The following is a 13619-nucleotide window of genomic DNA, read 5'->3' on the forward strand; positions in this document are numbered from 1 at the left end:
CGTTTACAGCCATTCAATCGTTGTTACTGTACGTTCAATTTCTGGAACTCCATCAATCATCTTTAATGCTCGCTGCAGTTCCTTTTCAACGACAGTTTTATCATTAGCAATTGCTGCAATCGCTATTTCAGTTCGTTGCCATACATTTTGATGCGCAGTCTCGGCAACAGTAACATTTAACCGTTGCCTGAGCTTTGTAAGGACACTTTTTAAGACTGAGCGTTTCTCCTTAAGTGACTGTGCGTCATAAATGATACATTCGCATGTGATGACACCGATGATCATTTAGGTTTGATTTCCTCCATGACATATGCTTCAATGATGTCGCCTTCTTTAATATCATTGAAATTCTCTAGTGTTACACCACATTCATAACCAGATGCAACTTCTTTAACATCATCTTTATATCGTTTTAATGCATTTAAGGCTCCTTCATAAATCACAATACCATCGCGAATCAAACGAACCGTTGAGTCACGAGTGATCTTCCCATCCGTCACATATGAACCTGCAATCGTACCAATTTTAGACACTTTAAACGTCGCACGTACTTCCAATTGGCCAATAACTTTTTCTTGATATTCCGGATCAAGCATCCCTTTCATCGCTGCCTCAATCTCATCAATCGCATTGTAAATGACACGATGAAGACGAATATCAACTTTTTCCGCTTCTGCCGTACGCTTCGCATTCACATCTGGACGGACATTGAACCCAATGACAATTGCATTAGAAGCTGATGCCAAAATAATGTCAGACTCAGCGATGGCGCCAACACCCGTATGAATAATGTTTACTTTCACACCTTCAACATCAATCTTTTCAAGAGCACCTTTCATCGCTTCTACAGACCCTTGCACATCGGCTTTAATAATGACATTGATCTCTTTAATATCCCCTTGTTGAATTTGTTCAAACAAATCATCAAGGCTGACTTTTGATGTTTCTTTACGTTCCGCTTCGCGCTGCTTTGTTGCTCGCGCTTCACCAATTTGACGTGCTTTCTTTTCATCTTCAAAAGCTAAAAATTGATCGCCAGCCTGAGGGACTGCATTTAGACCTGTAATTTCTACAGGTGTAGATGGACCAACGGTTTTCACACGGCGCCCGAGATCATTGACCATCGCACGAACCCGACCAAATGTGTTTCCAACAACAATAGGATCGCCGACATTTAATGTCCCTGATTGTACGAGTAACGTCGCAACCGGTCCGCGACCTTTATCAAGTTCAGCTTCTATCACTGTACCTCGTGCACGTTTGTCAGGGTTCGCCTTATATTCTTCCACCTCAGCAACGAGAAGGATCATCTCTAGCAGCTCATCAATACCTTCACCTTTCAATGCTGATACTGGAACAAAAATTGTATCGCCACCCCAAGCTTCAGGAACAAGCTCAAACTCAGTTAACTCTTGCATAACGCGATCCGGATTTGCTGCTTCCTTATCCATTTTATTAACTGCAACAATAATTGGTACACCTGCTGCTTTTGCGTGGTTGATCGCTTCTTTTGTTTGTGGCATAACTCCATCATCTGCAGCGACAACGAGAATTGTAATATCTGTCACTTGGGCTCCACGTGCGCGCATCGTTGTAAACGCCGCGTGACCCGGAGTATCTAAGAACGTGACTTTCTTATCATTCTCTTCGATCTGATAAGCACCAATATGTTGCGTAATACCGCCCGCTTCGCCTGCTGTTACTTTTGTATGACGAATAGAGTCTAGAAGCGTTGTTTTCCCGTGGTCAACATGCCCCATGATCGTAACGACAGGCGGTCGTTCTTTTAGGTCTTTTGGATCATCATTCTCTTCGATGTTTTCAAATTCATGCTCATCAATAATGACCTCTTCTTCAACCTCAACCCCAAAATCCTCACAAATAAGTTCAATTGAATCCTTATCTAGCTCCTGGTTGATCGTCGCCATCACACCTAAGAACATCAATTTTTTGATAAGCTCAGAAGGCTCTTTGTTTAATTTACCCGCTAAATCCCCAACTGTAACCGTACCTGAATACGTAATCTTCTCTGGTGTTTTGTTCTGTTTACTCTTCACTGATTGCTCCTCTTTATTCCCACGGTTATTTTTTTGATTCCGTTGCTGCTTCTTGTTCCCTTTTTTCTTTTGATTAGGGTTGTTCTTATTATGATTAGGCTTCTCTTGCTTTGGTTTAGAAGGTTTATTTTTCTGCTTTGCAGTGTCTTGTTTGTTTTCTTTACTGTTGCTGTTTCCTTCTAATTTTTTGATTGTGTCCTCATCAATAACAGACATATGGTTTGAAACGGATACATTGAGTTGTTTTAATTGCTCAATGATCTCTTTACTTGATTTATTCTTTTCTTTTGCATATTCATATATTCGCATCTTCCTCATATGTTAACCTCCACCTTTATTGATCAAGTAGTGTGATCAATTTCTTTGCAAATCCAGGGTCTATAACACCGATAACCACTCGCTCTCCTTTACCGATTGCATGCCCCAAAAAGTCCCTTGTCGAGACCGTCCGCAACGGTACATGATAGTGCTCACATTTATTAACCACTTTCTTTCTCGTCGATTCAGAAGCATCAGACGAAAGAAGAACCAATTTCACTTTTTTTGCTCTTACATCTTTAATCACAAGTTCTTCTCCAGATACAAGCATTCTTGCTCTCGCCGCCAAGCCTAACATCGACATCCACTTTTGATCACTCATTGTCCTTGTCCCTGCCGTCTGGCTTCTTCTAGATGGTCATAAATCTCATTACTAACTTTAACATTTAAATGTCTTGAAAGGATATCTTTCTTTTTAGCCATTTCAAAACACTCCTTGCTATTGCTTATGTAAGCACCACGACCATTTTTCTTTCCAGTCGGGTCAATTGAAACGTCGCCCTCTGGTGAACGAACAATACGAATGAGTTCTTGTTTCGGTTTCATCTCATTAGTAACAACACATTTGCGAAGTGGAACTTTTCGTTTTTTCATCCGGCTCCATCTCCTTTGTTTTATTCAGTCTGTTCGTCAGTAACAGGTTCTTCAACAGGATCATCAGGATCATCAGCCTCAACTTCTTCTAGCGCTTCATCTGGATGATATAAGCCTAGTTCCTCAGCCTCTGATTGACTTTTTATATCTATTTTCCAACCTGTTAATTTTGCAGCGAGACGTGCGTTTTGACCACGTTTTCCGATCGCTAATGAAAGTTGGTAATCTGGCACAATCACTTGTGTCATTTTTTCTTCCTCATCAACGTTTACTTCAAGAACCTTCGAAGGACTAAGCGCATTGGCCACATATTCAACTGGATCTTCAGACCAACGAACAATGTCAATTTTTTCACCTTTTAACTCATCAACAATCGTTTGGACCCTTTGGCCTTTAGGACCAACACAAGAGCCTACAGGATCAACTTCTGGATCTTCAGCATGGACAGCAATTTTCGATCGGTCTCCCGCTTCACGTGATACGGATTTAATTTCCACGGTTCCGTCATAAATTTCTGGCACCTCTAACTCAAATAGTCGTTTTAAAAGACCGGGATGAGTTCTTGAAATTAAAATTTGTGGTCCTTTAGTCGTTTTCTCTACTTTCGTAATGTAGGCTTTAATCCGGTCATTATGTTTGTACGTTTCGTTTGGCATTTGTTCGCCTAATGGTAAAAGAGCTTCTACTTTACCTAAATCAACATAAATAAAGCGATTATCTTGACGTTGTACAATACCGGTCATAATGTCTTCTTCACGGTCGATGAAATCGGAATATATGATCCCTCGCTCGGCTTCGCGCACTCGCTGGGTGACCACTTGTTTGGCTGTTTGTGCGGCAATCCGTCCAAAATCCTTTGGCGTCACCTCAATTTCAACAATATCATCGACTTCAAAATTCGGATTAATCTCTTTCGCTGCATCTTCAGAAATCTCTAGCCTGGCATCGAACACCTCTTCAACGACCTGTTTCCTAGCAAACACGCGAATACTGCCATTCTCACGATTGATATCGACACGTACATTTTGTGCTTGATTAAAATTTCGTTTGTATCCTGAAATTAGCGCGGCTTCAATCGCTTCTAAAATCACTTCTTTTTCGATCCCTTTGTCTTTTTCCAATGTTGTTAATGCATCCATAAAATCACTATTCATTGAACGCTTCCCCCTTTCAATTAAAAAACAACAGCAAGCCTAGCACTTGCTACTTTTTCATACGGTAATTCAATCTCATTCGTACGAGTTTTGACACGTACAGCAACCGTTAGCGTTTCACCGTCAAAGTGAACGAGCTTGCCTTCGAATGCTTTTTCTCCGTGAATCGGTTCATATGTTGTAATATAAACATTTTTACCGATCGCTCGTTGAACATCTTTTTCCTTTTTCAGCGGCCGCTCAGCACCTGGTGATGACACTTCTAAAAAGTAGGCTTGCTGAATCGGGTCGAGTTCATCTAACTTTTCACTTAGCTTTTCACTAACAGTGCCACAATCTTCAATATCTACTCCATCTTCATCATCAATGAAAACTCGCAGGTACCAATTCTTGCCTTCTTTTTTAAATTCGATATCAACGAGCTCTAGCTTTAACTCCTCTAAGATCGGTGTAACTAATTCTTCTGTCATGTCAGTAACTTTTTTGCTCATTAACATCCTCCTTCTTTCAGTAATTTTTCTATACACGAATACGAGTCTAATGTTTTGAGGAACTTTATGTCGTATGTACGCATCCTCATGATCCAATGAAGTGTGATATAGCTATTTTTTTGGTAATGTAAAAAACATCACGGTCTCGTGATGGACACCTTTTATTCCTTTTGTATGAAAACGAAAGAGTGGGTTTCCCCACTCTTTTTTGGAATCGCTATACTAAGTATTGCCATAAAAACAATATCATAATCTCCTTTTGATTGCAAGATACCTAACCTTTACCTAGGTTAACATTTCCTAGAAAAACGTGTTTGAAAAGTGTTTACGATGGCTCCACTCGCTGCGCGCCTGTAGGAGAAAAACACCCTTTTTAAACAGACTCTAGAAAAGCGAGAGTTGATTTGAATCAGGAAGCCCTTCTAAACAGCCGTGGTCATCTAAATGTTCTAACACGGTTTTTGTAATTTTACTTCGTTGTTGTAGATCTTCTTTTGATAAAAACTCTTGCTCTCCTCTTGCTTTGACAATATTGATGGCTGCATTTGTCCCTACACCCGTTAAAGCATTAAATGGCGGGATTAATGTGTCTCCATCAACAATAAATTCTGTCGCATGAGAACGGTATAGATCAACCTTTTGGAACGACAAATTACGTTCACACATTTCAAGTGCGAGTTCAAGTACCGTTAATAAACTTTTTTCCTTCGGTGAGGCGTCCAACCCTTTTCCATTGATCTCTTCAACCTTCTTTCGGATCGCCTTCGAGCCACGCGCCATGACATCAAGATCAAAATCATCTGCCCTTACAGTAAAGTATGCAGCGTAGAAAAGGATTGGATAATGAACTTTAAAATAAGCAATACGTACGGCCATTAAAACATAGGCAGCCGCATGGGCTTTTGGGAACATATATTTAATTTTCAAGCACGATCCAATGTACCAATCAGGTACATCATGCTTTTTCATTTCCTCGATCCACTCTTCTTGTAGGCCTTTTCCTTTACGGACAAACTCCATAATTTTAAAGGCTAACGAGGAGTCAAGTCCTTTATAGATTAAATAAACCATAATATCATCACGACAACCAATCACATCTTTTAATTCACATGTCCCACTATAGATCAATTCATTAGCATTGCCTAACCATACATCCGATCCATGTGATAAACCTGAAATCTGTACAAGTTCTGAAAACGTACTTGGTTTAGTTTCCTCAAGCATTTGACGAACAAAACGTGTACCAAATTCAGGGATCCCGTAGGTACCTGTCTTACACATGATTTGTTCTTCAGTTACACCAAGGGATTCTGTTCCACCAAATATTTTCATCACTTCTGGGTCATCTGTTGGTATTGATTTTGGTTCAATCCCACTTAAATCTTGGAGCATACGAATAACCGTTGGGTCATCGTGCCCAAGTATATCTAATTTTAATAAGTTGTCATGGATGGAGTGGAAGTCAAAGTGGGTCGTCTTCCATTCGGCTGTCTTATCATCGGCAGGAAATTGTATCGGGCTAAAATCATAGATATCCATATAATCAGGAACAACGATAATACCCCCGGGGTGCTGCCCCGTTGTTCGCTTTACACCCGTACATCCCGCAACAAGACGGTCAATTTCCGCCCCACGCATGTGAATGTCGTGATCACTTTGATACCCTTTGACAAATCCATAAGCGGTTTTATCAGCGACCGTTCCGATCGTTCCTGCACGGTATACATAATCTTCACCGAACAACTCTTTTGTGTAATTGTGTGCACGTGGTTGATAGTCACCAGAAAAGTTTAAATCAATGTCGGGTACCTTATCACCTTTAAATCCTAGGAACGTTTCAAACGGTATATCTTGTCCATCTTTGACATATTCACTACCACACTCTGGGCAATCTTTGTCAGGTAGATCAAACCCCGAACCAACAGAACCATCATTAAAGAAGTGAGAATGGTGGCAATTTGGACAAACATAGTGAGGGGGTAGTGGGTTGACTTCTGTAATCTCGGTCATCGTTGCCACAAATGATGAACCTACCGATCCACGTGAACCAACTAAATAACCATCTTCTAATGACTTTTTAACAAGTTTTTGTGAGATCAAGTAGATAACCGCAAACCCATGACCAATGATACTTTTCAACTCTTTTTCTAACCTTGCTTCAACGATCTCCGGTAACTCCTCACCATAAATCGAACGTGCCCGATCAAAACTCATGTTACGAATTTCCTCATCGGCTCCTTCGATCTTTGGTGTGTATAAATCATCCGGAACAGGTTGAATGTCTTCAACTTGTTCGGCGATCGCTTGTGTATTTGTCACGACAACTTCTTTTGCTTTTTCCTCACCTAAAAACGACAAGCATTCGAGCATTTCATCGGTTGATCGCAAGTGGACCTGTGGCAGCGTCTGTTTATTTAACGGGTTTGCGCCACCTTGAGAAGCGATTAAAATTTTACGATAAATATGATCATTAGGATCTACATAATGAACATTTCCAGTCGCTACGACCAGTTTATTTAACTTTTCACCAAGACGAACGATATTCATCGTAATTTCTTGCAATGCTTGTTCATCACGTACGAGCTCTTTCTCAATTAAATGGTAATAATTTTCTAGCGGCTGAATTTCTAAATAGTCGTAGAACTTAGCAATTTCCTCCACTTCATCAGGCGATTTTTGCATCATCCCTTCAAACACTTCACCTTTGTCACAACCTGAACCGACAATAATCCCTTCGCGGTAAAGCTGTAACTGTGAGCGCGGAATTCTCGGGGTTCGATAAAAATAATGAATGTGTGATAACGAAATCAACTGATAGAGATTTTTTAACCCTTGTTGATTTTGAGCTAGTAAAATGCAATGCGATGGCCGCAAGCGGTGAAAATCACCTTGTCCCATATTATTGTTCAGCTCATCGTGGTAGCGAATCTCTTTTTCTTGTAAGTCCTTTACCATTTTCCATAAGAGGTACCCCGTAGCTTCAGCATCATAAATCGCACGGTGATGACTCACGAGCTCAATATCAAATTTCTTACAAAGTGTATTTAAACGGTGGTTTTTAAATTGAGGATATAAAAATCGTCCAAGCTCTAATGTATCAATGACCGGATTAGGAGCATCACCTAAACCAATCTTACGGTAGCCAACATTTAAAAACCCCATATCAAAGCTAGCATTATGGGCAACTAACACCGCATCCCCGACAAAGGCATGAAAATCACGAAGAACCTCATCAATTTCTGGTTGTCCCTCGAGCATATCATCGGTAATCCCTGTTAATTCGATAATTGTCTCGGTTAGCGGCTCATGCGGATCAGCAAATGCCTCGAAACGGTCAATAATTTCACCATCTTTGACTTTGACAGCAGCCAGTTCAATGATTTTATTATAAACCGCAGATAGCCCTGTTGTTTCAACGTCAAAAACGACATAGGTATCTTCAAATAGCAATCGGTGCTGTTCATTATAAGCAATTGGAACACCATCATCGACCAGGTTAGCTTCCACACCATATAATATTTTTACACCATGCTTTTGTCCCGAAGCATATGCTTCCGGAAACGACTGCACGTTTCCATGATCAGTAATAGCTACAGCTGGGTGTCCAAACTTGGCCGCTTGCTCAACTAAACGCCCTGCACTTGTCACACCATCCATTTGACTCATCGCAGTATGCATATGAAGTTCAACACGCTTTTCGCCTTCAAAAGCTTGATCTTCTCGTTCAATCGGCTTTACTTCATTAATATCATTTGCAATCATCACTAAATCGCGAACAAACGTATCATTTTGGATGCCGCCACGAACTTTTAACCACATCCCCTTTTTCACCGATTCAAGCATGGGAACATCTTCTTTGTCACGCGAAAAGATCTTCACGAGAATCGAGTCGGTATAATCGGTAATTTTAAATGTTAACAACGTTCTTCCACTTCTAAGCTCTCTCGTCTCCGCATCAAACACATATCCTTGAGCTGTAATGCGGCGTTCTTCATCAACGATCGTTTCAAGAGGCACAGGGTCATCTTTAATTGGATAACCGATCACGAGCGACTCTTGTCCGTTTTTACTGTCTGCTTTCTTCGCAGCCTTTTGCTTTTCCATCATCGCTTCAATCATTTTTGAATGGTCTTCTTGTTTCTTTTGTTCAACAAAACGCTCATAATCTTGCTGAGACTCTTTCACCTCGGCTTCAAGTTGAAAGACTGGTAGGCCTAGGCTCGTAAGTGTCTTATGAAGCGGTTCAGTTAGCTTACGCTTTAAGGCAATCGCTTCAGTGTCACTTCGCACTTGAATCGTTAATTGCTGCCCATTTACAGTTGGTTGCTGTCCTTCGAGTAATGAACGTAGGGCTGGAGATACCCCTTCTAATTGCGAGACGATATGATGCCAATACTCACTGAATGTCTCTTTCGTTATATTTTGCTGTTCATAGGTGATTGAAAATGTTACCGCTGCAACATGAGCAAGTCCTTGCGTCAATCGATTGGATAGGAGCTCAAAAACGGCAAAAGGCATCATGTTTTTAAGTGCAAAATCAAAATGCCAACGCTTCTTTTCTTTATAAATCGTTAATTTATTAATTTTCCCACCTTGAAAATGCTCGTTAACGATATCTTCTGGGATTTGAATTTGTTGGAGGAGTAATTGGAATCGTTCTCTTCTAATTTGCTCTTCACTCATGATTTAAGACCCCCCTTTTTCTTTTTCGGTGAAAACAAAGGGAATGGTACCCCCAACCGTTCGGAGTACCATTCGCTTTATGTTTCGATCAATTAAACTAATGTTAAAAACTGCTCTTCTAAAAAGGCCTTCAGGTTTGACACTTCAACCTCAAACATCTCTCCCGATTTACGTAACTTCACTTCAACAATACCTTCTGCTGCCCGTTTTCCGACACCTACACGGATCGGTAACCCTAGTAAGTCAGAGTCTTTGAATTTCACGCCAGCTCGTTCAGGGCGATCATCATAAAGCACATCAAAACGATCCTGCCTTAATTGCTCATACAATTGATCTGCTAATTCTTTTTGATCAGCATTTTTGCTATTAATGGCAACGAGGTGGATATCAAAAGGTGTCACTTCCTTTGGCCAAACCAACCCATTCTCATCATGGCTTTGTTCGACAATCGCAGCAACCGTTCTTGAAACCCCAATGCCATAACAACCCATGATCATCGGTTGAGCTTTTCCATTTTCATCAAGGAACGTCGCACCAAGGGCCTCACTATATTTCGTGCCAAGCTTGAAGACATGTCCAACCTCAATACCTTTTGCAAATTTGATCGTTCCTTGACCATCAGGAGAAGGATCACCCTCTTTAATAAAACGGACATCAACAAACTGCTCGACCTCAAAGTCACGTCCAACATTGACATTCTTAAAATGTTTATCCGTTTCATTTGCGCCACACAGACCATTGACGACACCTTGTACATCTTGATCAGCAATCACCTTTACACTTGTTGGTGCTCCGATTGGACCTAAATAACCGATCTCAACGCCCATATGCTCAAGCGCCTGCTCAGGTGTAGCAACCTCAACAGTAGCTCCCGGGAACACTTTTTCTAGCTTAAGATCATTCACCTCATGATCCCCACGAACGAGTACCAGAACAGGTTCTTCATCAACCATAAACAACACGGCTTTTATGATTTTGGCTGAATCAAGTTCAAGTGAACGCGACAGCTCGTCAATGGTTTTCATATTCGGTGTATCAATCTTCTCTAACGGAGCTTCGTCTTCATCCCGCGCGTAAGATCCAGCTTTTACAGCCGCTATTTCAATGTTTGCTGCAAAATCAGATGAATCGGAATAGGCAATCGTATCTTCACCAATCTCTGATAAGACCATAAATTCATGGGTATCCGTCCCACCGATGGCACCTGAGTCTGCTACAACAGCGCGAAAATCTAAACCACAACGTTTAAAAATATTGGTATATGCTTGATACATTTGTTCATAACTAGCATCAAGGCCTTCGATTGTTGTGTCAAACGAATAGGCATCCTTCATAATAAATTCTCTTGAACGGAGCACACCGAATCGTGGTCTACGTTCATCACGATATTTCGTTTGAATTTGATAGAGGTTAACAGGAAGTTTTTTATATGATTTAATGTCGTCTCTGACCAATGAAGTGATCACTTCTTCATGTGTCGGCCCTAGTACGAAATCACGTTGATGACGATCCTTTAGACGAATCAATTCTGGACCATAGGCACCAAGACGGCCTGACTCCTCCCACAATTCCGCTGGTTGAATCGCAGGCATTAACACTTCTTGCCCTCCTGCAGCATCCATCTCATCACGAATAATTTCTTCTACTTTTTTTAACACACGTTTCCCAAAAGGTAAATATGAATAAATACCTGATGCTGTTTGACGAATCATTCCAGCTCTCACCATTAACTGGTGACTTGCAATCTCTGCATCAGCTGGAACATCTCGTAACGTCGGAATTAAAAAATTACTTTGTCTCATTTAACGCCCCTCTTTTCTTTCAACAACAACTATTATAATCGTAAATCCTTGTTTTTTACAGTCCTCTGCTATTTCCTTCGTACTTACAAGAAGAATTTATTGATATCATTCCATGTAACAACAAGCATTAAGAGCATCAGGAGTGCAAAACCAATAAAATGAACAACCCCTTCTTTTTGCGGGTCAATTGGCTTTCCTCTAACCGCCTCTAGTCCAATAAACATCAAACGTCCGCCATCAAGCGCTGGTAGAGGAAGAAGATTAATGATCCCTAGATTCACACTTAACATCGCTGCCCATCTCATAAGGACAAAAATACCCATAGAAGCAGCCTCACCCGTATAGTTATAAATACCAACCGGACCTGCTAAGTGATCTAGTGAAAACTGACCAGTAACTAGCATTCCTAACGCTTCAAAGATGAGTGAAGTAATTAAATAGGTTTCAGTAACCCCATATTGAATCGAGCCGATAATCGAAAATTCATTCGCAGGTAATACACCGATGAAACCTTCTGTTTCCTCCATTGGATTAAGCCGTTCTTGTGGTGTTACATTTACCACTTCAATTTGACCATCGCGAACAATTTCAAAACTAAGTAGTTGATTCGGATGCTGTTGGATAACGGTCGTAAGATCCTCCCATGTTTCTAATGGCTGACCGTCGATCGAAATGATTCGGTCGTTTTCTTGCAAGCCTGCTTCAGCAGCTGCACCATCAGGAGAAATGTCACCGATCCGAGATTCATCAACTGGAATCCCTTGAAGTAAGGCATAAACCATCAAAATAAAGAACGCTAGCACAAAGTTCATTAACGGTCCTGCAAAAATAGCGAGTGCCCGTTGTCCGACCGTTTTTGAACCAAATTGACGATCATAGGGAGCAATCTGCGTTCGTTGTTCATCATAAATCATATCAGCCTTTTCATCGACCTGATAACGTTGCAACCCATCCTCATCATCGATATAGGCCTCAATAACAAGCTCTTTTTCTAAATCAATTCGTTCAACGGTCACTACCCTCGCATCAGGGTGTTTGGATTTGTTATTGACAACAATATCTTTAACTTTGCCTTTTTGATTAAAACGAAGGCCAATCTCATACCCGGGCTTAATTTGAATCATCTCCGGGTCTTCACCAGCCATGCGAACAAAGCCACCTAACGGTAATAGACGAATCGTATATACCGTCTCATCTCTTTTGAAGGAGAATACTTTTGGCCCAAAGCCAATCGCAAACTCACGACATAGAATCCCCGCTCGTTTTGCAAAATAGAGATGCCCCCATTCATGGATAAATACGAGCAAACCAAAGATCACAATAATTGATAGTAATGTATTCACTGGAAATTACCCCACCTTTATTTAAGTAGTGAGTGCACATAATGACGGGAGTCAACGTCAACTTCTTTAATCACCTCAAGTGACGGACATTGTTCACCATTATGGCGTTCCATCGCTTGTTCGATTATCGCTTCGATTTGAAGAAATGGAATTTTACCCTGTAGAAAATAGTCAACCGCTACTTCATTAGCCGCATTTAGGACCGTCGGCATCGTTCCACCAACTTTCCCAGCATCATAAGCGAATTGCAAACAACGATAGCGGTTAAAGTCAGGCTGTTCAAAATGAAGCGTTCCTGCTTCCCATAAGTTTAACCTGTCGGTCCCCTCTAATTCAAGTCGGTTCGGATACGTAAGCGCATATTGAATCGGCACACGCATATCTGGTGTTCCTAGCTGAGCAATCACACCACGGTCAACGAATTCAACCATGGAATGGATGATGCTCTCTTTGTGAAGAATAACATCAATTTTCTCATATGACATTTGAAAAAGCCAATGAGCTTCAATAACCTCTAATCCTTTGTTCATCATCGTTGCAGAGTCTATTGTTATCTTTGCCCCCATTGACCAATTTGGGTGGTTTAAGGCTTCATTGACGGTAACCCCTTCAAGTTGTGATCGTGTACGGTCACGGAAGCTCCCACCAGAAGCCGTTAAAATCAAGCGTTCCACTTGATCGTTTTGATCACCTTGTAAACATTGGAAAATTGCTGAATGCTCGCTATCGACTGGAAGAAGTTGTACACCATACTGCTTGGCTTGTTTCGTTACAATATGGCCTGCAGTAACTAGTGTTTCTTTATTAGCGATCGCTACTGTTTTTCTAGCCTCGATCGCGGCTAATGTAGGTGTCAGACCAACACTGCCAATCACTGCATTAACAACGATATCTGATTTGTCAAACGTAGCAACCTCAATTAAGCCCGCTTCGCCGTAGACCACTTTAATGTTACTATCTATTTGTAGTTTAAGTGAATCGCTATCGTCCTTCGTTAAAACAGAGACGATCTTCGGAGAGAACTCCTTAATCTGTTTAATCGCTAAATCTAAATTTCTTCCTACTGACATGGCAACGAGTGAAAACTGTTCGTGGTGTTGTTTTATAACGTCTAGTGTTTGTGTTCCAATTGACCCAGTTGCCCCTAATAAACTAATCTTCTTCATCGATTTCACCC

At 41.0% G+C, this 13619-nt stretch carries 10 protein-coding genes; all 10 read right to left on the reverse strand.

All coding sequences use genetic code 11. The annotated features are described in order from the left end of the window. Positions 1 to 3 precede the first annotated feature (3 nt). Complete coding sequence (locus KH400_RS10160; protein WP_217224627.1) at positions 4 to 282, reverse strand: DUF503 domain-containing protein; 279 nt, start codon at positions 280 to 282, stop codon at positions 4 to 6. Continuing rightward, entirely contained in the window at positions 282 to 2375 is a 2094-nt protein-coding gene (gene infB / locus KH400_RS10165) for a translation initiation factor IF-2 (protein WP_217224395.1), read from the reverse strand. Before infB ends, KH400_RS10160 begins: the two co-directional genes overlap by 1 nt. Positions 2376 to 2391: 16 nt before the next feature. After that, on the reverse strand, positions 2392 to 2697 hold the full coding sequence (locus KH400_RS10170) for a YlxQ family RNA-binding protein (RefSeq protein ID WP_217224396.1): 306 nt from the start codon (positions 2695 to 2697) through the stop codon (positions 2392 to 2394). Beyond that, positions 2694 to 2969, reverse strand: a complete 276-nt coding sequence (gene rnpM / locus KH400_RS10175) for an RNase P modulator RnpM (protein WP_217224397.1) — start codon at positions 2967 to 2969, stop codon at positions 2694 to 2696. Before rnpM ends, KH400_RS10170 begins: the two co-directional genes overlap by 4 nt. 20 nt (positions 2970 to 2989) lie before the next feature. After that, complete coding sequence (gene nusA, locus KH400_RS10180; RefSeq protein ID WP_217224399.1) at positions 2990 to 4123, reverse strand: transcription termination factor NusA; 1134 nt, start codon at positions 4121 to 4123, stop codon at positions 2990 to 2992. A gap of 20 nt (positions 4124 to 4143) precedes the next feature. Next, positions 4144 to 4614 carry a ribosome maturation factor RimP gene (gene rimP, locus KH400_RS10185; RefSeq protein ID WP_217224400.1) on the reverse strand — a complete coding sequence of 157 codons (471 nt, stop codon included), beginning with the start codon at positions 4612 to 4614 and terminating at the stop codon, positions 4144 to 4146. Between the two features lie 384 nt (positions 4615 to 4998). Then, the gene (locus KH400_RS10190; RefSeq protein WP_217224401.1) at positions 4999 to 9297 is read right to left on the reverse strand and encodes a PolC-type DNA polymerase III; all 4299 of its coding nucleotides are present in this window, start codon (positions 9295 to 9297) and stop codon (positions 4999 to 5001) included. A 92-nt stretch (positions 9298 to 9389) separates the two neighbouring features. Continuing rightward, a complete protein-coding gene (locus tag KH400_RS10195) occupies positions 9390 to 11099 on the reverse strand; it encodes a proline--tRNA ligase (RefSeq protein WP_217224402.1) in 1710 nt (569 codons plus the stop codon). An 83-nt stretch (positions 11100 to 11182) separates the two neighbouring features. Further along, positions 11183 to 12442, reverse strand: coding sequence for an RIP metalloprotease RseP (rseP, locus tag KH400_RS10200; RefSeq protein ID WP_217224404.1), 1260 nt, complete (start codon positions 12440 to 12442; stop codon positions 11183 to 11185). Positions 12443 to 12459: 17 nt separating this feature from the next. Further along, complete coding sequence (locus KH400_RS10205; protein ID WP_217224407.1) at positions 12460 to 13608, reverse strand: 1-deoxy-D-xylulose-5-phosphate reductoisomerase; 1149 nt, start codon at positions 13606 to 13608, stop codon at positions 12460 to 12462. Positions 13609 to 13619 lie beyond the last annotated feature (11 nt).

Origin of the sequence: Desertibacillus haloalkaliphilus (assembly GCF_019039105.1) — a bacterium.
Taxonomy (GTDB): Bacteria; Bacillota; Bacilli; order Bacillales; family KJ1-10-99; genus Desertibacillus; species Desertibacillus haloalkaliphilus.

Bases quoted from the DNA above. Each gene is read 5' to 3' on its own strand.
- rnpM (WP_217224397.1), bottom strand. From the start codon at position 2,969: ATGAAAAAACGAAAAGTTCCACTTCGCAAATGTGTTGTTACTAATGAG.
- KH400_RS10170 (WP_217224396.1), bottom strand. From the start codon at position 2,697: ATGAGTGATCAAAAGTGGATGTCGATGTTAGGCTTGGCGGCGAGAGCA.
- KH400_RS10195 (WP_217224402.1), bottom strand. From the start codon at position 11,099: ATGAGACAAAGTAATTTTTTAATTCCGACGTTACGAGATGTTCCAGCT.
- KH400_RS10190 (WP_217224401.1), bottom strand. From the start codon at position 9,297: ATGAGTGAAGAGCAAATTAGAAGAGAACGATTCCAATTACTCCTCCAA.
- rimP (WP_217224400.1), bottom strand. From the start codon at position 4,614: ATGAGCAAAAAAGTTACTGACATGACAGAAGAATTAGTTACACCGATC.
- infB (WP_217224395.1), bottom strand. From the start codon at position 2,375: ATGAGGAAGATGCGAATATATGAATATGCAAAAGAAAAGAATAAATCA.
- nusA (WP_217224399.1), bottom strand. From the start codon at position 4,123: ATGAATAGTGATTTTATGGATGCATTAACAACATTGGAAAAAGACAAA.
- KH400_RS10205 (WP_217224407.1), bottom strand. From the start codon at position 13,608: ATGAAGAAGATTAGTTTATTAGGGGCAACTGGGTCAATTGGAACACAA.